Genomic DNA, 18,461 nt, shown 5'->3' on the forward strand with positions numbered 1-18,461 from the left:
CAGCTCAAAAAGCGGGTGCTCTTTTTAGGGAATGATGTTTCTCTTCATTTAGATCTGATCAAAGAAATAATGGGTGAGTTGGCAGTCATCGGGGATCCGTCATTGCACCAGCCGCGTCCGGGATTGCTAGGTTTGCTGGGAATGACTAGAGAAGCAGTCAATGTTCATCAGTTTGTGCCAAATTATTTAAGGTTAGCAGAGGCGGAAGCGAAATGGATCGAGCAGCAAAAAACGTCAACATGATTAATAATCAAGTAAATGTTCGAAAAATGACAGTTGAAGATATACATCGTGTTTATGAAATCGAACAGCTGTCATTTTCGGTTCCTTGGACAAAGGAATCATTTTATCGGGAATTGGTCCATAACCATTTTGCTACTTATTTAGTAATAGAATATGAAGGAAAAGTTGTAGGTTATTGCGGTTTATGGGTGATTGTTGATGATGGGCAGATTACCAATATTGCTATTTCTCCAGCGTATCGGGGAAAAAAGCTGGGAGAGACCCTGCTTAGAAGCGTTTTAAACGTAGCAAAAGAAAAAGGAGCCAAAACCGTTACATTAGAAGTCCGAGTTTCGAATACGGTTGCGCAATCATTATATAAGAAATTGAATTTTGAACCAATCGGAATCCGGGAAAACTATTATACGGATAACCAAGAAGATGCGATATTAATGCAGGTGAATTTATAATGAAAGATCGATTAATTTTAGGAATTGAAACAAGCTGTGATGAAACAGCAGCTGCCATTGTGAAAAACGGAAAAGAAATTGTTGCACAAGTCGTTGCTTCCCAAATTGAAAGCCATAAACGTTTTGGGGGAGTCGTTCCAGAAATCGCTTCACGCCATCATGTCGAGCAAATTACTCTCGTATTAGAAGAAACGTTAAAACAGGCGAATCTGTCGTATCACGATTTGAACGCCATAGCCGTGACAGAAGGACCGGGGCTGGTTGGTGCATTATTGATTGGAGTCAATGCCGCAAAGGCTTTAGCTTTTGCGTATGATCTTCCACTAATCGGAGTACATCATATTGCAGGACACATTTATGCGAACCGTCTTGTGAAAGAATTTTCTTTCCCGCTGATTGCATTAGTTGTTTCCGGCGGCCATACAGAGCTTGTCTATATGAAGGAGCACGGTTGTTTTGAGGTGATTGGGGAAACACTTGATGATGCAGCAGGAGAGGCTTATGATAAAGTAGCGCGAACATTAAACCTGCCTTATCCGGGCGGGCCTCATATCGACAGGCTAGCACATGAAGGAACTGCTTCCATTGATTTGCCGCGAGCATGGCTTGAAGAAGGCTCGTTTCATTTTAGTTTCAGCGGGCTGAAGTCAGCGGTGATTAACACTCTTCATAACGCGGCGCAAAGAGGGATCACGATAGATCCGAAAGATATGGCTGCAAGTTTTCAGCAAAGTGTTGTAGAAGTTTTAGTGGAAAAAACTGTTCGTGCCAGTGAGAAGTATCAAGCTAAGCAAGTTCTTTTATCAGGCGGAGTAGCGGCGAATAAAGGATTAAGAACTGCTATGGAGGAAGCATTCAAAAAGAAAAAAGGGATCGACCTCGTCATTCCACCATTGTCCTTATGCACAGATAATGCGGCCATGATTGCAGCTTTCGCTGATGTACTTTATGAAAAAGGAATTTTCGGTGATTATCGTATGAATGCTCATCCTGGATTGGAATTAACGTCATATATATAGAGGCAAAATAGGGTCGAATGAACAGCGGCCCTATTTTTTTGTTTTAACCACAGGTTATCCACAAAGAAAATCTTCATTTTGGATAAATAAGACGAAACATTGAAATAGAAGAAGAAAAAACAAGGTGAAACATGTGGATAACTAAAGGGGTTTGTTGTGGATAATGTGAACAAATAAGACAAATATTATAAGATAAGGAACTAATGATGTGGATAACTGTTTGAGAGAAACATGCTGAAGGAAACAAAATAAATAAAAAACCGGCATGAGCCGGTTATTCAGAAAGAAGTGATTCCCATTCCTCTATCAGCTGATCTAGTTGTTCCGTTAACATGACATTTTGATCATGAAGTTTTTGAGCTTTTTCATGATCTTGGTATATATTTGGATCGCAAAGCATTTCATTGTTTTCAGCGATCGCTTCTTCAATTTCTGCTATTTTGTTTTCAAGTTCTTCAATGCGGCGCTGTCTTTGCCGTTCCTTTTTTTTCAATATTTTTTCTTGTTCATAAGATAATTTTCCTTGTTTTTGCTCTTTGGTTTCGATAGTTGGTTCTTTCAACTGTTCAAGCTCGATCATCTCCGCTTTTTTTGCAATGTAATAATCATAGTCCCCGATATATTCGGCAATGCCTTCTGTGGATAATTCAAAAATTTTGGTCGCGATTTTGTTGATAAAATAACGATCGTGCGAAACAAACAAGATTGTTCCAGGAAAATTTATCAGAGCGTTTTCCAATACTTCTTTGCTGTCGAGATCCAGATGATTCGTAGGTTCATCCATGATGAGAAAGTTAGCTTTTTTTAGCATTAATTTCGCTAAAGCGAGCCGAGCTTTTTCTCCTCCGCTTAAAGACGAGACGGTTTTCAGCACTTCATCTCCTGAAAAAAGGAAATTCCCTAAAACCGTTCGGATTTCTTTTTCTGTTTTTTCGGGATAGTCATCCCACAATTCATCTAAAACCCGTTTAGATGAAGACAAATCCGCTTGTTCCTGGTCATAATATCCGATTTGGACATTAGATCCAAACTGAATTTTTCCGCTCAGCGGCTTTAAGCGGTTGATGATCGTTTTTAATAAGGTAGATTTTCCAACTCCGTTTGGCCCTATTAAGGCAATTGAGTCCTTCCTGTTGATCGAAAAGTTAATATTTTTCACGATCGGAGTTTTTTGATCGTAGGAAAGGGACAAATCAATGGCTTTTAACACGTCATTGCCGCTTTGCTTTTCGATTTCGAAGGAAAAGCTGGCTGACTTCTCGTCCCCAGCGGGCCTGTCCAGTATTTCCATTTTCTCAAGCATTTTCCTTCTGCTTTGCGCACGTTTCGTTGTCGATGCTCTTGCTAAGTTTCGTTGAATAAAATCTTTCATCCGCGCGATTTCTTCTTGCTGTTTTTCAAATTGTTTTAATTCCCTTTCGTACGCTTCCGCTTTTTGTTTTAAATAAGCGCTGTAATTCCCAACATACTTCGTACAAACTGTTCGTGATATTTCATAAACAGTGTTGACAACGCGATCTAAAAAGTACCGGTCATGGGAAACAATTAGAACCGCTCCATTATAATGCTGTAAATATTGTTCGAGCCAGTTTAATGTTTCCATGTCGAGATGGTTTGTCGGCTCGTCGAGTATGAGCAGATCCGGTTTTTTCAACAGGAGCTTTCCGAGTGCTAACCGGGTTTTTTGTCCTCCGCTCAAAACCGAAATTTTAGTTGAATAGTCGTAATCAGCAAACCCTAATCCATGCAGCACAGAACGGATATCCGCCTCATATTGATATCCGCCATTTTCTTTATATAAATGTTGGAGTGAATCATATTCCTTCATTAAGCTTTGCAAAGCATGAGAATCTCCAGCTGAGGAGATAGCTGCCATTTTTTGTTCAATATTTCGCAGCTCAGCTTCGATGTTCCGCAGCTCTTCAAAAACGGTTAGCATTTCATCCCATATCGACTTAGTTGATTCTAATCCTGTGTTTTGTGCCAGATAGCCGATTGTTAAATCTTTTGGCTTCACAATTTCACCAGAATCAAAGGGCATTTCACCGGCAATGATTTTCAATAATGTTGATTTTCCGGCTCCATTGCGGCCTACAACGGCGATTTTATCTCCTGTTTGGATTTCCAGCTTAATATTCGATAAAATAAGGTCAGCACCATAATATTTTGTGATTTTGTTTAACTGCAATAAAATCATCCATAGTTCACCTCAATCTTTGCTAGAATAAGTGTAGCCTATATATTTGACTGCAGGCAACTGACCTGATGAACAAAAGGACAAGAAATTGTAACAATCGTTCAAAAGACACGAATAAAAAAATAGTGTATAGTTTTTATATAAGGAGAGTTTGGAGAAAAAACAAATAAAAAGAAATGTAGACGGAGAAGAAGATCAGGATGGAAGCGTTATCAGTCTGATATTGTTTCATACAGGCGAGCAGCCGCTTGCTAGAAAACATAGTTAAAAACAAAATTAGTCAGGTTGTTTTGGATTGCGAGGGATGAGCATTGAATCAAGATCAATCTAAGATACCGCAAGCAACTGCAAAAAGATTACCTCTATATTATCGGTTTTTGCAAAATTTACATGCCTCGGGAAAACAACGTGTTTCCTCTCAAGAACTGAGTGAAGCAGTAAAAGTAGATTCTGCGACAATTAGAAGGGACTTTTCATATTTCGGAGCGCTGGGCAAAAAAGGTTATGGATATAATGTCAATTATTTGTTATCATTTTTTAGAAAGACGCTTGACCAAGATGAGTTGACCAAAGTTGCCCTCATTGGAGTCGGAAATTTGGGAACAGCTTTTTTAAATTACAATTTTACAAAAAATAACAACACACAAATTGTTATTGCATTTGACATTAATAAACGAAAAGTAGGAATGAAAATTGGTGGAGTTCCAATTTATCATTTGGATCAGCTAGAAAGTGAATTGCCTGATGATGTGCCTGTTGCGATATTAACGGTCCCGGCAACTGCCGCTCAAGGAATAACGGATCGGTTAGTGGAAAAAGGCATAAAAGGCATTTTAAATTTTACGCCGGCTCGCTTAAATGTTCCGGATAAAATTCGGATTCATCATATCGATCTATCTGTTGAACTTCAGGCTCTTGCATATTTTTTAAAACATTATTCGAATGAAGATTGAAGGAGCGATATTAAATGCCAACAATTGGAATTGGAAGCTTGCTGTTGATTGTATTTGCAGCTCTGCTTGTTTTCGGGCCGAAAAAACTTCCTGAGCTTGGAAAAGCTATAGGAGAATCATTAAAGGAGTTTAAAAGTGCCACGAAGGGCTTAGCAGACGATGATGAAGAAAACAAGAAAAATGAATAGCAAGAAGAATGGATGAATAATGATGAGCGAAAAAAAAATGTCCGTGTTGGAGCATATAGCGGAGCTTAGAAAACGGCTGATTATTGTAGTCGTTTTCTTTTTCGTTGCTATGATTACTGGCTTTTTCATAGCGAAGCCAATTATTGTTTTTTTACAGCAAACTGATGAAGCAAAGCAATTCGCCTTAAATGCTTTTCGTCCTGCAGATCCATTGATCGTTTATATGCAGATTACATTTATTATTGCTTTAATTCTAACTTTCCCTGTTTTATTGTACCAGCTTTGGGCGTTTATCAGCCCAGGACTGTATGAAAAAGAAAGGCGGGTCACATTAAGCTATATACCGTTGTCGGTTGCTTTATTTCTTTTAGGTATAAGCTTCTCTTATTTTATTTTGTTTCCTTTTGTCATCGATTTTATGGGGCGGCTTTCCAATGATTTAAACATTCAACAAATGATAGGAATAAATGAATACTTTCGTTTCCTGCTGCAGTTAACATTGCCTTTCGGACTGTTGTTTCAGCTTCCCGTTGTCATTATGTTTTTAACAAGACTCGGGATCATCAATCCGGCGTTTTTGGCAAAGGTTAGAAAATATGCGTATTTTGTATTGCTTGTTATCGCAGCGATTATTACGCCGCCTGAAATTGTGTCGCATTTAATGGTCACGATTCCGCTATTCATTTTGTATGAAATAAGTATCATTGTTTCAAGATTTGCTTACAAAAAAGCACAGTCTTCTCAAATAAAAGAATCAGATCAAAAGTAAAACCGATGGGCTGTTATAAACATATCCCTCTTGTGAAGACAGTATAGGCTTTTTTCCTACTGTCTACACAAGAGGGATAATATCATTACACCTCATCGGTTGTTTTTTGCTTTCCGAATTTTATATGAGAAAGTGAACATGCGGATGGAAACAGCAAAATCAAACGTGGCTAAAATCATTAAAATCATATTTGTAGCTGTCCACATACCATTTTCAGCATGATGAATTGCTAAATATGTAAATAGAACTCCCATGATAAAATAGAAGAGTCCCATGGAAACGGGATGAAAATTCATAATCTTAGCTGCCTCCAATAATGATTTGTATTTGTTCCATTTGCTTCATCATGTTTTCAATCTCATCATGATAAATTGTTTGAATGATGACTACGATTGTATTCATCATTGTATGGGCAAAAATAGGGACTAATATGCGTTTTGTTTTATAATATAAAAAAGCGAACGTAAACCCCATTGCTGTATAACGCAATAAAAGTTCAGGCTCCCCATGCACGATGCCGAACAATAGCGAGCTGACAAGCGCGCCGATCCAAAAATTCGTTTTTTGATAAATCACCCCGAAAATAATTTTTCGGAAGATAATTTCTTCAAGAATCGGTCCTATTATTGATGTGACAATAATCAAATAAGGCGTTGCTTCAATTAAATCCATAATGACTTGAGTATTTTCCGACATCGGATTAACTTTAAGTACATATATTTCAATATTGCCAACGATTGTTTGAATGAAAAAAGCTAAAAAAACTCCGAAAACAGCCCATATGGCAGATTCGCCGAAAGAAGCTTTTTCAATCCGGACATTATTTTTTCGTTCATGACGAAGGAGAAATAAAATAATGACAAACGCAGCAGTAAAACTTGTAATCGACCAATATGCTTGCGCTTGAAAAAGTCCTGCATTGAGATTTTCATCGACGCCAACACCCAGTTCATAAAAAAGGGGAACTCCAATATAGGATGAGAGCTGCATAATGATGTACGTAATGATGATCCACCAATATTGCTTTTTCACGAATAGTTCTCCTTTATAAAAGATTCATATGACTATTTTAACACACAATGTTTTAAAGAAAGAAAAACAATTTTGACAAGGTAAGCACTTAATGGTGGATGTTAAAATTTTTTTAAAAGAGACTTGAAAAATAGAGGAGGTTTCTTTAATATAATAATTGGTGTTAGCACTCGATAGCAATGAGTGCTAATAATGAATAAGGAATAAATTTTGAAAATCTCAAAAGATATTTGAGGAGGTTGTTTCCCTTGTTAAAGCCATTAGGTGATCGCGTTGTAATTGAACTTGTTGAAACAGAAGAAAAAACAGCAAGCGGCATCGTATTGCCTGACACAGCTAAAGAAAAACCTCAAGAAGGTAAAGTAGTAGCAGTTGGTACTGGTCGTGTATTAGACAGCGGTGAACGTGTTGCAGTTGAAGTTGCTGTTGGCGATCGCATTATCTTCTCAAAATACGCCGGCACAGAAGTAAAATATGACGGCAAAGAATACTTAATTTTGCGTGAAAGCGACATTTTGGCTGTGATCGGCTAATAGAGACAGCCCAATATCATAGACAATTTAAATTTTGAGGAGGTTTTCGCAACATGGCAAAAGAAATTAAATTCAGTGAAGAAGCACGTCGTGCAATGCTGCGTGGTGTGGATAAATTAGCAGATGCGGTTAAAGTTACTTTAGGACCAAAAGGCCGTAACGTTGTTCTTGAGAAAAAATTCGGTTCTCCGTTAATTACAAACGATGGCGTTACGATTGCAAAAGAAATTGAATTAGAAGATCCATTTGAAAACATGGGTGCAAAATTAGTTGCAGAAGTTGCTAGCAAAACAAACGATGTTGCTGGGGACGGTACAACTACTGCAACAGTTTTAGCTCAAGCAATGATCCGCGAAGGACTTAAAAACGTAACAGCTGGCGCAAACCCAATGGGTGTACGTAAAGGAATTGAAAAAGCAGTTGCTACAGCTGTTGAAGAATTAAAAGCAATTTCTAAACCAATTGAAGGAAAAGAATCAATTGCTCAAGTTGCTGCTATTTCTGCTGCGGATGATGAAGTAGGTAAATTAATTGCTGAAGCAATGGAACGTGTTGGTAACGATGGCGTTATCACTATTGAAGAATCTAAAGGTTTCACTACTGAGCTTGACGTTGTAGAAGGAATGCAGTTTGACCGCGGATATGCTTCTCCATACATGGTAACAGATTCTGATAAAATGGAAGCTGTTCTTGAAAATCCATACATTTTAATTACTGACAAGAAAATCTCTAACATCCAAGAAATCTTGCCAGTTCTTGAGCAAGTTGTACAACAAGGCAAACCTTTATTAATCATTGCTGAAGATGTTGAAGGCGAAGCTTTAGCAACATTAGTTGTGAACAAACTTCGCGGTACATTTAATGCTGTAGCTGTAAAAGCTCCTGGATTCGGTGACCGCCGCAAAGCAATGTTAGAAGATATCGCCATTTTAACAGATGGTGAAGTTATTACAGAAGATTTAGGTTTAGATCTTAAGAGCGCTACTATTTCTCAATTAGGCCGCGCTGCAAAAGTTGTTGTAACGAAAGAAACAACTACAATTGTTGAAGGCGCAGGCGCAAGCGACAAAATTGCAGCTCGCGTAAATCAAATTAAAGCTCAATTGGAAGAAACAACTTCTGAATTTGATAAAGAAAAACTTCAAGAGCGCTTAGCAAAATTAGCTGGCGGCGTAGCAGTTATCAAAGTTGGTGCCGCTACTGAAACAGAATTGAAAGAACGTAAACTTCGCATCGAAGACGCTCTTAACTCCACTCGTGCAGCAGTGGAAGAAGGAATTGTCTCCGGTGGTGGTACAGCTCTAGTTAACGTTTACAAAAAAGTTGCTGAAATTGAAGCAGAAGGCGACGTTCAAACTGGTGTAAACATCGTTCTTCGCGCTTTAGAAGAGCCAGTTCGCCAAATCGCTCACAACGCTGGTTTAGAAGGCTCTGTTATCGTTGAACGCTTGAAAAAAGAAGAAGTTGGAATCGGCTTTAACGCTGCTACAGGCGAATGGGTGAACATGATCGAAGCTGGTATCGTTGACCCAACAAAAGTAACTCGTTCTGCTCTTCAAAACGCAGCATCCGTTGCCGCTATGTTCTTAACAACTGAAGCAGTTGTTGCTGACAAACCAGAAGAAAACAAAGGCAACGGCAACCCAGGCATGCCTGACATGGGCGGAATGATGTAATAATTGCTCAAAAATCTTGGAACACCAGGGTTTCCTGGTGTTCCTTATTTTTTTGACCACATTTTGACCACGAAAAAATCACAAATTTTTATAAAGCTTCTCATAAGTTTCACTGGGCTTTTGGGGAGCTTCTTTATTATTAATGGCGCAACATTATTTTCTTTTTAATAGAATAACGATGTAGAGAAATGATAATTAATAGGGACAATATTTACTGACTAGGTACCGTCAACAATTTTGTGTAATGTAAGATAGATAGGGGATCGCTGAAATGGATTTGGAATAGAGAGGGACTGTTTCCTCCACGGGGTTGTCCAAAAAATCAGTTACCCTGACCTTTTGGACAGCCTCTTTTATCGTGACTCCAAAAAGGCGCCCGATAACTGAATAACACGTGAGCTTTCATTAGTGGGTATAGCCTAAAAAGAACCTCTATCTCGTTCCTTTAAATGATTATCAAACGCCTCTTTAAACCTTATCCTTCTTGGGTGAAACAATTTTTCCCTTAACCTGCTTTAACGTCGCTACTATAAGAAAGCTAACAATCACTAATAAGAACCACGAACTTACCTTTCCTAGATGAACGAGGCTCCATGCATCGGTTTGGTTTGGATATTCCCAAGCTCCAAAGAACGTTGCGATATTTTCGGCTATCCATATAAAAAATCCGATGAGCACAAAAGAAAGTACGAGTGGCATACGGTAACGAGTTCCATCAACCTCGAATGCGACCCATGATTGCCAAAAAACGATCATTACAATTCCAGTTAACCACCAACGAACGTCAATCCAATAATGGTGGGTGAAAAAATTCAAATAAATCGAAGCTGCAAGAGGTACAACTACCAAAAATGGTGGCCAATTAACCAGTTCAACCTTAAGCCTCCTCCACGCCTGGCAAAGATAACTCGCTACACTTGCGTACATGAATCCACTATACAAAGGCACTCCAAAAATTTTGAAATATCCTTCCTCTGGATAAGACCATGAGCCCATATGTACCTTGAAAAGTTCAAGAGCAAGTCCAATAAGATGGAACAATGTGATAACCTTTAGTTCATCCCGTGTTTCAAGCCCAGAACGCACCATCCACCACTGCATCAGAAGGCAGATGATGAGCAGCCAGTCATACCGTGGCAGGAAGGGAAGTGGCATGATTTTTGTGAAAGCCAAAGAGGCAAAAATAACGACAGGAAACAAACATGATAGAGCCTGCTCCCAACCAAAACGAACGAGTTGTTTTAGGGCTCTCATGATCTGTGCCTCCAAAGGTTTTTTCTGAATATATGTAAGCCCTGCTTAGTATAGTAGCTAAATAGATTTAGGGTTATGTACATAGGTTCACCACCGAATAATTTCTTTTATTTTAAAAGGCTGTTTAAAGAAGATTTATATCATCTAATTCCTTTTTATTCCAAAACATTATGAATGGTTAAACTCATGAGTAACTCCCCTTATAAATTTGATTCATTTGATACTGGATATTATTACAGCAATGATAGAAACTCAGAATATCATGGTGGAATAGGAGATTGCCAACGAAAAAATGAAATGTTAACCCTCCTACTGCCACCATTTTTGAAAGAATTAGTACTTATAAAAAATGTCAACAATAACAACCTGTAAAATATCACGCTTTATTATCCTTGGGTGTCTTCGTCACTTCTGTATTCTAAAATATCTCCAGGCTGACATTCTAAAGCCTTACAAATCGCATCTAAAGTTGATAATCGAATCGCTTTTGCCTTTCCATTTTTCAATATAGAAAGGTTAGCCATCGTTATTCCAACCCTCTCCGAAAGCTCTGTAACGCTCATTTTCCTTTTAGCCAGCATTACATCAATATTGATTATAATTGCCAAGTTATTCACCTCAGATCGTTAAATCATTTTCTGATTTTATATCAATGGCAGCTTTTAAAAGCTTTTGAAGAAGAGCTGCAAAGACTGCAATAATCGTTGAAGCAAAAATAACGCCCAATCCGATTAGCATGATACCTGGGGCGTCTTCTAATTTCGCAGCGATATAGAAGAATGGCAAACCTGGCACATACAATAAACTGATTATGATTGCACAGTATTTTATATTCTTTAAAGCCTTTACAGATAATTCCGAGAAAGCTTTGTTCTTGTCAATATAACTTAAAAGTTTAAAAGCTTGATACAGAGCAAAGAAAAATGGTACCGCCGATACATACATAACTATTAATAAGCCATATAGTACATAAGCGAACTCCGAATCACTTTCTGCTGCTTCTTTAGCTAACATAGGCAACCCAAATATACATAAAGCAAGAACTGGAGTTCCGATAATAAAAACAGCTATTTTTAAAAACAATGTTGATCCTTGTTTCATAAAAACAACCTCACTTATTTATTGTTAATTTGATTTTAATACGCATTTTATCGTTTTACAATAAATTATTATTTAATTTTATTATATTTTTATTGTTTTATAGAAATATCCTTTTAATTTTAGACAAAAATAAAAAGCATTCCTCATTTCAAAGAAATACTCTATAACTTAAACTATTCAATTTACAACTTGTTCAACTAACCTGTAACGTTAATTTAAATACATGAAGCTGCACGGGATAGTTTAGTTATCGGAATTAAGTAAATTTATAAAAACTATATTTTTATAAAATAATGCTTAAAATAGGTGCACAATAACTTCTACATTAAAAATCTAGTATTATTAAGGCTTCAAAAGGTGTCAAAACATAGTGACATAAATCAAAGGAGAAAATAACATGAAATATAAAACATACAAAGCAACAAATTTAACATGGCTTAAAACTGCTGGGGGCTCATACGTGTATAAGCAAGAAGTTGCTTGCTGAACTGCAAAGAGGCGATACTTTGGTCGTGACAAAATATTTCTAAGTGGCTTATGATGCTAAAGGTCATCAGTTAAGCAACGTATCTATTCCCATTAATTAAATTTTGGTGTGTTTTGTTCAAATAGCAACGATGTTCTTTTTTCAAACGGGTGCGTTTCTGCAATAAACAGAAACGTGTTGAAAAGGGAATTTGACCCACAAGAGGAATTAACTGTTGTAGTTAGCGACTTAACATACGTGAGAGTGAAAAAATGGCATTACATCTGTTTATTTGTCGATCTTTATAATCGAGAAATTATCGGCCATAGTGCAGGTCCCAACAAAGATGCCTAACTCGTCTATGAAGCATTGTCGACTGTGAAAGCTGATTTGCAGCAAATTCAATTATTCCACACAGACAGAGGCAACGAATTCAAAAACAAGACCATTGATGAAGCTCTAGATACTTTTCAGATTAATCGGTCGTTAAGCATGAAAGGCTGCCCCTATGACAACGCAGTAGCTGAAGCAACCTTTAAAATCATGAAGACCGGGTAAATATTTCGAAAGTGTAGAACAACTCAAAATGGAATTAGATGATTATGTTCATTGGTTTAATCATATTAGAATCCATGGAACGCTAGGGTATTTGAGCCGATGGAGTATAAAGAGAAACACCTCAAAAAAAGTGTCTCGTTTAGTGTTGACATACCACAGTTTTCTACTCTACTATAAATTGTGTATAACTTTGCGGGTAACTCGATTCGTACAATAAACCAATTTAACTTCGTATTATGCTTATAATGCACCAATTGTTAATTATCCCTTTTTTCCTCCCAAAGTCGTGTGCGTTCTTCAAAACTCACTTCTTTGTGTATTTGATGCAGCATCCATTGATAGCCGAAAGGGTCAATAAATATGGCATTTGACACTCCGTAATCAGGCATTTCAGTCACCGGTTGCACCTCAGTACAGCCCGCACTGGTCACCTTTGAAAATGTTTCCTTGATGTCAGGAACAAGGATGTTAAACCAAATCGTTTTAGGTTCATCCGGGTTTGGGGCTTTCAATCCGAATTTTGGGTTTTCATCCAACATGTGAAAGCGTACTCCATATAGGGTAAAAATGACTTCATTTTCACCTTTAGGAAAATCTGTAACCTCAACACGCTCGATATCGAATATTTTTTCGTATAATTCCAATGCTTTCAAGCTGTCTGTAACAACCATATCAATTTCTACTCCAACCATTATGTACACACTCCTTTTATAGCTTCGCTATTTCCTGCTAATACGCAATAAATATGCATTAACTATTGTCATTATATACCTTTATCATAATCATCACAATGTCTGTGCCAGAATACCTATTAACCGTTTGAATTCTTCCTCTAACTCTTATATACGCTTGTTTTTAGCAACGATAAGGACATCTTTGCTTGCATCTGTCATTTCCCGTTTTAACTTGCATTCAGTATTGATATTTACTTATGTAAAAAAATAATAGATAGAGCATACACAAAATACCATGTAGCCTATCTATTATCATAGTTTAGATAAGAAATTCTGGATCGTTTTTTGATAATTTAGTTTTTTCAGAAGAAAGTTTGTTTAATAGTGATATGGAAGATTACAAAATACTTAAAAATACAGAAATTTGAATCAAATTTCAAAACGTATTGATTTATGTGGCTGCTTAAGCGGAGTGAATAACCAAATGGCGCTTTCGACGAAATCCATTGCTTTTAGTTAGCCCGCAAACGCTGTTCATTTGATTCCTATAAACTTGGTATGGAGTCCGTTTGAAAAACAAAAACATCCCCTTCCTGTATAACATTCATTTCTATATTCAGGCATGAGCTTTTGCAAAGAGGGGCAGGTGATAGGACTTTGCACGGCATACAGACCAGTCTATCACCACACCCGCCCCACAGGTTGAATATGATGCCACTGTACAAGGCTTTGATTGTATAAAAACTCAATGATTCACAAGTGATTTCAAAAGGTCTAAACAGGGATTAAAATGTTTTTGAAATCATATCAATCGAAATAAAACGACTTCTGTCAGGAGATTTCTTTATACTTGAACTTTCATTTCATCCCATTGTTTTAGTTGTCTTAAAGATTCTTTATAGTAATTGACCACCACATCTAAATAGTTTCCATGCTTAATCGGCGTAAATGGATTGGGTCCTTCTGCGACCATTTCCATTATAATCGGTCCTTTGAAACCAATTTCATCTAAAGCTTTTATTTGACCTCTAATATCAGAGTGTCCGTTACCTATAGCTTGCCTATTGGAATCAGCGACATGATAAACACCCAGCTTATTCCCTGCGTCCTTGATTGCCTGAATTGGACAAGCCTCCTCAATATTCATATGATATGCATCTAATAATATATAAAGGTTGTCGCTTTTTACTTCATTAATTAATGAAATCGCTTCCTTTGCTGTTAAGATTTGATGGTTCTCATACCGATTGAGTACTTCAAATACAACTTGAAGGCCAACTTCCTCCGCTTTATTTACAATCTCCTTCGTACTAGCTACAAGCAAATCCCAGTCTTTTGTTAAATCTCCGCATCCATGTATTTTCCCAACATCACCATGTAAGCAGATTCTGTTGGCGCCTAAATTTTTCGCCCAACTGATTAGGTCTAAAAAATATTGTACGGCACTAGCTCGAATATTTTCATCAGAACTGGAAATGTCTACATTTTCAGGTGTTACGGACAATACCTTCAAGTCATATTTTTTTAAAATCGCTGCTAACTCTTCCGGAGATTGTGACAAATCCCCTTGGACCTCCACTCCGTCAACACCAATCTCCTTGGATATTTTACATTTCTCTTCAAAATCTATATCTCCAAACGTCCATAAACAAAGACCATAATCTCTTTTCATATTATTTTCCCTCCGGCAAGTAGTAATTTATACAATTCTATTATTTATAGATTGTATCAAAATCTGAAATATTCTGAATACTATAAGTTGTAAGATTTTGAATCTGTTAAGCTTTCACAGATTCAATACTAGTTATTGCAATTTTGTTGAAACGGATCTAGTCCTATTATCTTAATTTTTCTTAGTTTTACAGTTGGCGGATCAAATATAATAGTAATTTCCGATTCAGAATCTATAACTTTAATTCCTTCTTCCATTCATTGTTTTGCAGCTTCAAACAGGTAAGTCCTCAGCTTGTTCTTTCTTCATTTACAAGATAGTCTAATTCTTCTTATATCAGATTTTCTGCTTCTTCCGGCCTATTATTTCATCTTTCTTTCCAATAGTTCATATTTCCTGTTTTACATGTAATAAAATTTACAATTAACCCTATATATGGTAATTGATAAATAAAGGGCATGTAAAAAAATTGTCGTCTCTTCATCATTTTCTGTAAACAATATCTTTTGCCACACTTGTTTTAATTACAGGAGAAGTATTTGAACCGGTAGGACTGCGGGTTCTGGTTCCAAATCTAGATCATGATGTGGCTGTTGCTCTTCTTAATCAAGTTGAGCCTTTTTTAATATGGCAGTTTGTTTTATTGTATTTTGGTGTTAAAGCATTATTGAAATCTGAAAGACGGGTTGCTCCTTTACTTATTGTAAGTATTATCTTTGTAGCAAACTTGACATTAAAAACAATTCCATCGATTATGACAAGTTTCCTATAAATTAAGGAGAGTAGTTATTATGAAAAAAAGAATGCTCATATTTTTATTGGTCACGGCGTTTTTTACAGTTTCGGTTATTATGGTTGAGTTAAGTATCCGTTCAGCTGTTTTATCGCCATTTATTCTTCTCGATTCAAAAAAAAATGTAGGAGTCCAGAAGCTTTTAACTGGCTATTCCATATACCAAGGGGACTATCTTTTAAATATTGAAAATACTGAAGAAGACTCTACCAATCGTCCGCTCGCTTTTCATATTGGACCTATTGATTATCAATTTATCAAAGTCAATACAGAAAACATTATCTTACCTGCTGGAGAAGAGCTGACTGTTATGACGAGAAGAGGGGTTGAACCGTCTTTTAGTAAGGAAGTGACGATTCAGTCTAGTAAGAGGAAATTTTTTTTTAATGAATATACAATACGTGCTGCAAAAAATGATGGATCATTCTCCATCCAATTGAAGACGGAGTTTAGTAAAACTCTTACTTTTTTGATATATGGTTGTTCATTTTTATTGCCTTTTCTTTTGGCATTGTTTATTAACAAGGTTCTTCCATGGCGCAATCTTTTTACATTGTTTGTTCCGTTTATCTTAGCTGGAATCCTTCCATTGATATTAAACTATCATTTTTCGATGGGTTACGCACTACTTTTAACAAAATCATACATTTGGAGCATTTTGTTATGTATCTTTCTCCCGACGTTTTTATCAGTTTCATTGACAACTGCTATATACCAATGGACGATAAAAAGTGATGAGGATATTGAAGGAGAGTCTGAAATGGAGGAATCAGATTTCCTTGAATTTTCAAAAAGGGAAAAAGTTATAATTTTTGTACTCACCATAGGAAGTCTTGCTTACTTTTTCTCATTTTTCCTTTTTCCACTATCCCTATATGTAAAAATTGTGGACAAATGGTATTTATTTGCTGCTTGGTATTTATCGTTAACCCTTATTATAATGCTAGTTTATACTGTAATACATCGTTTCATGGGGAACTATGAAAATGTGGGATTCACCGAGCAATTTTACTCTTTGAAAAAAACGATAGAAGCTGCATGTAGTATAAACGTTAACCTATTTACGAAGAAAGAGTCCGAGAATGAGACGAATGCTTGGGTGTATAGTACTCCTTTTGCATCTAAAAAAAGCATTAACATTTACATGACAGAAGGTTTGATAAAAAAATTTACTTTAGATGAGGTAAAGGCAGTGTTATTTCACGAAATTGGACATATCAAACGAAAGCATGGTCGTTGGATACTGTTTATTACTTTTGGAGTAGCGACGCTTATTAGTTTGCTGATGTTCTTTACTAGAAAAATTATGCTAGGATTTGGATGGGGACAGTATATCCTTATTTTTCCAGTTGGTATAATCGCTTTAATAGGGCTCACAGAATGGCTTCCGAATAAAATTAGTAAAATGTTTGAACACCAAGCAGATGAATTTGCTGTAAGGCAATTGGGGAATAAGGAGTTATATATTCAAACATTAATGAAGTTAGAGCGAATCAGTGAAAAAGAGAATGACGAGTTTGACTTCAAAAGGAAAGAGTGGAAAGAAACTCATCCATCCTTCCAAAAAAGAATTAACTTTATCAAGGACTTGGTATGAACGTGAAAAATATATTTCGACTTAAGGCGTTTGGTATGGCATTTTTGGAAAGAAATCGAGATGTTTTTTTACTTTCACTTTTAATTGTTTTAATAAGTTTTTTGGACCAATGATTTATTTGCAGTTAACTGATGTAAGAGAAGCAACAGACATGGAACAGGAGGCTGTAGTAATAGTTTCAGAAAACCTCGATGATGAGGAGCTTACGTGGCAGTCTATATTTTTTCATAATTTCATGATTTTATTGCCAGCATGTATTGGTGTGTTTTCATTTGGTTTCGTTTCTTTTTGGTATATCCTTTTACAAGGATATTTATTAAGTACTAGTAGGGGCTGTCTTTGAAAGTCAAATCGCCATTGAAAACAAAAAATCATAAACACCGATATATTAACGTTTCTAAAGCATTAATGGGGGCGTCATAAGCCGTAAAAACGACTTATTAAACACCCCCATTCTCTTTTTGGTTTGTATTTAAATATACAATTTTTCATGGTGTTTTTGAAATCCTAGCAATTATACTTGTTGGGGCATTCGCACTAAAGCCTGCAGTAGTGACTTTTAAGTGCATTATATTAAAAAAGCCCTTTTTCCAAAAAAGAGATTTTAAAGATATGTCTATACTGTTTGTGCTCTATGTATTTTTTCTTTTCTTGGCAGCGTTAAATTGAAGGTCTTATAACAACAAGGCTTTGAGATGGGGACTTATATGAAAAAAATTTGGCTTATATGGAACAATCGGACACGGTTAACTATTAATAAAATTGTGTACCAGGATGAAAGCATGATAATAGTTAGTAGTTCCTATTTTACAAGTGTTATATGGAATTTAATTTACAATCAACCCTATATATGGTAATCTAGGGGGTTGAAGGGATTTGTATAAAATTGCTAATTTAGGAGATAGTAACAATGAAGCAATGTGTAGACCTGAAAAAAATTGTGATTTTAGGATTACTTGCTAGTCTTTTAACTTTTGCATTAGGTTAAATGGCAGCTCAAGTTACTACTGAAATAGGAACTGTAAATTCATCTTTCGCATGATTAGCTACTAAACTCGGAATTAAACAGGCTACAGCAGGGCTTATTATTGATTTGGTTTCTGGAGGTTCAACTCTTTGGTCGATTGTTGCGGCAGTAGCTGGACTTAGCGGCGCAATTGGAGGTATTACTGCAATTAAAGCCGTTATTCAAAATTCAGGAAGAAAATATGCTATTGCTTGGTAATTAAAGCTGAAAGAGTACAAGCACAAGCTGCGGAAATCCGGCAAAACTTGTATTCGCAGCTA

The 18,461-nt window shown here is 36.5% G+C and carries 17 protein-coding genes and 3 pseudogenes (1 of these 20 cut by a window edge); 12 read left to right on the top strand and 8 right to left on the bottom strand.

Annotation, left to right across the window (positions count from 1 at the left end):
* The 3 genes in view from tsaB to tsaD are tightly spaced (each overlapping or abutting the next) and all read left to right on the top strand, a layout consistent with a single transcriptional unit that may run on beyond the window.
* A protein-coding gene (tsaB, locus tag NSQ71_RS02030; protein WP_066248096.1) for a tRNA (adenosine(37)-N6)-threonylcarbamoyltransferase complex dimerization subunit type 1 TsaB crosses the window boundary here: on the top strand, nucleotides 1-243 show its final stretch. 453 nt of this gene lie to the left of the window's left edge; only the last 243 of its 696 coding nucleotides appear in the window; its start codon lies off the left edge, out of view; it ends in the stop codon at nucleotides 241-243.
* Nucleotides 213-692 carry a ribosomal protein S18-alanine N-acetyltransferase gene (rimI, locus tag NSQ71_RS02035; RefSeq protein WP_063388681.1) on the top strand — a complete coding sequence of 160 codons (480 nt, stop codon included), beginning with the start codon at nucleotides 213-215 and terminating at the stop codon, nucleotides 690-692. Before tsaB ends, rimI begins: the two co-directional genes overlap by 31 nt.
* Nucleotides 692-1,711: a tRNA (adenosine(37)-N6)-threonylcarbamoyltransferase complex transferase subunit TsaD gene (gene tsaD / locus NSQ71_RS02040; RefSeq protein WP_130158245.1), complete on the top strand. Its 1,020-nt coding sequence runs from the start codon at nucleotides 692-694 to the stop codon at nucleotides 1,709-1,711. The genes rimI and tsaD overlap by 1 nt, the downstream gene beginning before the upstream one ends.
* Nucleotides 1,712-1,985: 274 nt before the next feature.
* On the opposite strand, the gene NSQ71_RS02045 is transcribed toward tsaD, so the two are convergent.
* Nucleotides 1,986-3,908 (bottom strand): ABC-F family ATP-binding cassette domain-containing protein, encoded by a 1,923-nt coding sequence (locus NSQ71_RS02045; protein WP_066248100.1) that lies wholly within the window; start codon nucleotides 3,906-3,908, stop codon nucleotides 1,986-1,988.
* Nucleotides 3,909-4,219: 311 nt separating this feature from the next.
* Between NSQ71_RS02045 and NSQ71_RS02050 the strand changes: the two genes are divergently transcribed.
* From NSQ71_RS02050 to tatC, 3 genes are read left to right on the top strand one after another with little or no spacing between them, the layout of a single operon-like run.
* The gene (locus NSQ71_RS02050; protein WP_063388684.1) at nucleotides 4,220-4,861 is read left to right on the top strand and encodes a redox-sensing transcriptional repressor Rex; all 642 of its coding nucleotides are present in this window, start codon (nucleotides 4,220-4,222) and stop codon (nucleotides 4,859-4,861) included.
* A 14-nt stretch (nucleotides 4,862-4,875) separates the two neighbouring features.
* Nucleotides 4,876-5,049, top strand: coding sequence for a twin-arginine translocase TatA/TatE family subunit (locus NSQ71_RS02055; protein ID WP_063388685.1), 174 nt, complete (start codon nucleotides 4,876-4,878; stop codon nucleotides 5,047-5,049).
* A gap of 22 nt (nucleotides 5,050-5,071) precedes the next feature.
* A complete protein-coding gene (gene tatC / locus NSQ71_RS02060; RefSeq protein ID WP_066248101.1) occupies nucleotides 5,072-5,818 on the top strand; it encodes a twin-arginine translocase subunit TatC in 747 nt (248 codons plus the stop codon).
* A gap of 92 nt (nucleotides 5,819-5,910) precedes the next feature.
* Here the strand turns inward: tatC and NSQ71_RS02065 are convergent, their stop codons facing one another.
* Nucleotides 5,911-6,114, bottom strand: coding sequence for a YdiK family protein (locus NSQ71_RS02065; RefSeq protein ID WP_063388687.1), 204 nt, complete (start codon nucleotides 6,112-6,114; stop codon nucleotides 5,911-5,913).
* Between the two features lie 4 nt (nucleotides 6,115-6,118).
* On the bottom strand, nucleotides 6,119-6,850 hold the full coding sequence (locus NSQ71_RS02070; RefSeq protein ID WP_063388688.1) for a CPBP family intramembrane glutamic endopeptidase: 732 nt from the start codon (nucleotides 6,848-6,850) through the stop codon (nucleotides 6,119-6,121).
* 248 nt (nucleotides 6,851-7,098) lie between these two features.
* On the opposite strand from NSQ71_RS02070, the gene groES reads away from it, so the two are divergent.
* Nucleotides 7,099-7,383: a co-chaperone GroES gene (groES, locus tag NSQ71_RS02075; protein WP_063388689.1), complete on the top strand. Its 285-nt coding sequence runs from the start codon at nucleotides 7,099-7,101 to the stop codon at nucleotides 7,381-7,383.
* A gap of 53 nt (nucleotides 7,384-7,436) precedes the next feature.
* Nucleotides 7,437-9,059, top strand: coding sequence for a chaperonin GroEL (gene groL, locus NSQ71_RS02080; RefSeq protein ID WP_063388690.1), 1,623 nt, complete (start codon nucleotides 7,437-7,439; stop codon nucleotides 9,057-9,059).
* A gap of 468 nt (nucleotides 9,060-9,527) precedes the next feature.
* Here the strand turns inward: groL and NSQ71_RS02085 are convergent, their stop codons facing one another.
* From NSQ71_RS02085 to NSQ71_RS02095, 3 genes are all read right to left on the bottom strand, one after another.
* A complete protein-coding gene (locus NSQ71_RS02085) occupies nucleotides 9,528-10,313 on the bottom strand; it encodes a DUF817 domain-containing protein (RefSeq protein WP_066248107.1) in 786 nt (261 codons plus the stop codon).
* 386 nt (nucleotides 10,314-10,699) lie between these two features.
* Entirely contained in the window at nucleotides 10,700-10,921 is a 222-nt protein-coding gene (locus tag NSQ71_RS02090) for a helix-turn-helix domain-containing protein (RefSeq protein ID WP_063388940.1), read from the bottom strand.
* Nucleotides 10,922-10,931: 10 nt separating this feature from the next.
* On the bottom strand, nucleotides 10,932-11,414 hold the full coding sequence (locus NSQ71_RS02095) for a DUF2975 domain-containing protein (RefSeq protein ID WP_130158258.1): 483 nt from the start codon (nucleotides 11,412-11,414) through the stop codon (nucleotides 10,932-10,934).
* 775 nt (nucleotides 11,415-12,189) lie between these two features.
* On the opposite strand from NSQ71_RS02095, the pseudogene NSQ71_RS02100 reads away from it, so the two are divergent.
* A pseudogene (locus NSQ71_RS02100) lies at nucleotides 12,190-12,571 on the top strand (transposase); the annotation flags it as partial.
* Between the two features lie 124 nt (nucleotides 12,572-12,695).
* Here the strand turns inward: NSQ71_RS02100 and NSQ71_RS02105 are convergent.
* Both NSQ71_RS02105 and NSQ71_RS02110 read right to left on the bottom strand, forming a co-directional pair.
* Nucleotides 12,696-13,130 (bottom strand): VOC family protein, encoded by a 435-nt coding sequence (locus tag NSQ71_RS02105; RefSeq protein WP_044747371.1) that lies wholly within the window; start codon nucleotides 13,128-13,130, stop codon nucleotides 12,696-12,698.
* Between the two features lie 826 nt (nucleotides 13,131-13,956).
* Nucleotides 13,957-14,784 carry a sugar phosphate isomerase/epimerase family protein gene (locus tag NSQ71_RS02110; protein WP_094245009.1) on the bottom strand — a complete coding sequence of 276 codons (828 nt, stop codon included), beginning with the start codon at nucleotides 14,782-14,784 and terminating at the stop codon, nucleotides 13,957-13,959.
* Between the two features lie 791 nt (nucleotides 14,785-15,575).
* Between NSQ71_RS02110 and NSQ71_RS02115 the strand changes: the two genes are divergently transcribed.
* The 3 genes and pseudogenes from NSQ71_RS02115 to NSQ71_RS02120 all read left to right on the top strand — a co-directional run.
* Nucleotides 15,576-17,174 carry a M48 family metallopeptidase gene (locus NSQ71_RS02115; RefSeq protein WP_340732614.1) on the top strand — a complete coding sequence of 533 codons (1,599 nt, stop codon included), beginning with the start codon at nucleotides 15,576-15,578 and terminating at the stop codon, nucleotides 17,172-17,174.
* A 471-nt stretch (nucleotides 17,175-17,645) separates the two neighbouring features.
* Nucleotides 17,646-17,843, top strand: a pseudogene (locus NSQ71_RS18455) (hypothetical protein); the annotation flags it as partial.
* Nucleotides 17,844-18,228: 385 nt separating this feature from the next.
* Nucleotides 18,229-18,399 (top strand): annotated as a pseudogene (locus NSQ71_RS02120) (circular bacteriocin, circularin A/uberolysin family); the annotation flags it as partial.
* Nucleotides 18,400-18,461: the final 62 nt, after the last annotated feature.

This window comes from Aeribacillus sp. FSL M8-0235, assembly GCF_038000355.1.
GTDB lineage: Bacteria > Bacillota > Bacilli > Bacillales > Aeribacillaceae > Aeribacillus > Aeribacillus composti.

Coding starts and splice junctions, on each gene's coding strand:
- NSQ71_RS02095 (WP_130158258.1), bottom strand. CDS start 11,414: ATGAAACAAGGATCAACATTGTTTTTAAAAATAGCTGTTTTTATTATC.
- NSQ71_RS02055 (WP_063388685.1), top strand. CDS start 4,876: ATGCCAACAATTGGAATTGGAAGCTTGCTGTTGATTGTATTTGCAGCT.
- tatC (WP_066248101.1), top strand. CDS start 5,072: ATGAGCGAAAAAAAAATGTCCGTGTTGGAGCATATAGCGGAGCTTAGA.
- tsaD (WP_130158245.1), top strand. CDS start 692: ATGAAAGATCGATTAATTTTAGGAATTGAAACAAGCTGTGATGAAACA.
- NSQ71_RS02065 (WP_063388687.1), bottom strand. CDS start 6,114: ATGAATTTTCATCCCGTTTCCATGGGACTCTTCTATTTTATCATGGGA.
- rimI (WP_063388681.1), top strand. CDS start 213: ATGGATCGAGCAGCAAAAAACGTCAACATGATTAATAATCAAGTAAAT.
- NSQ71_RS02115 (WP_340732614.1), top strand. CDS start 15,576: ATGAAAAAAAGAATGCTCATATTTTTATTGGTCACGGCGTTTTTTACA.
- NSQ71_RS02110 (WP_094245009.1), bottom strand. CDS start 14,784: ATGAAAAGAGATTATGGTCTTTGTTTATGGACGTTTGGAGATATAGAT.
- NSQ71_RS02045 (WP_066248100.1), bottom strand. CDS start 3,908: ATGATTTTATTGCAGTTAAACAAAATCACAAAATATTATGGTGCTGAC.
- groL (WP_063388690.1), top strand. CDS start 7,437: ATGGCAAAAGAAATTAAATTCAGTGAAGAAGCACGTCGTGCAATGCTG.
- NSQ71_RS02105 (WP_044747371.1), bottom strand. CDS start 13,130: ATGGTTGGAGTAGAAATTGATATGGTTGTTACAGACAGCTTGAAAGCA.
- NSQ71_RS02085 (WP_066248107.1), bottom strand. CDS start 10,313: ATGAGAGCCCTAAAACAACTCGTTCGTTTTGGTTGGGAGCAGGCTCTA.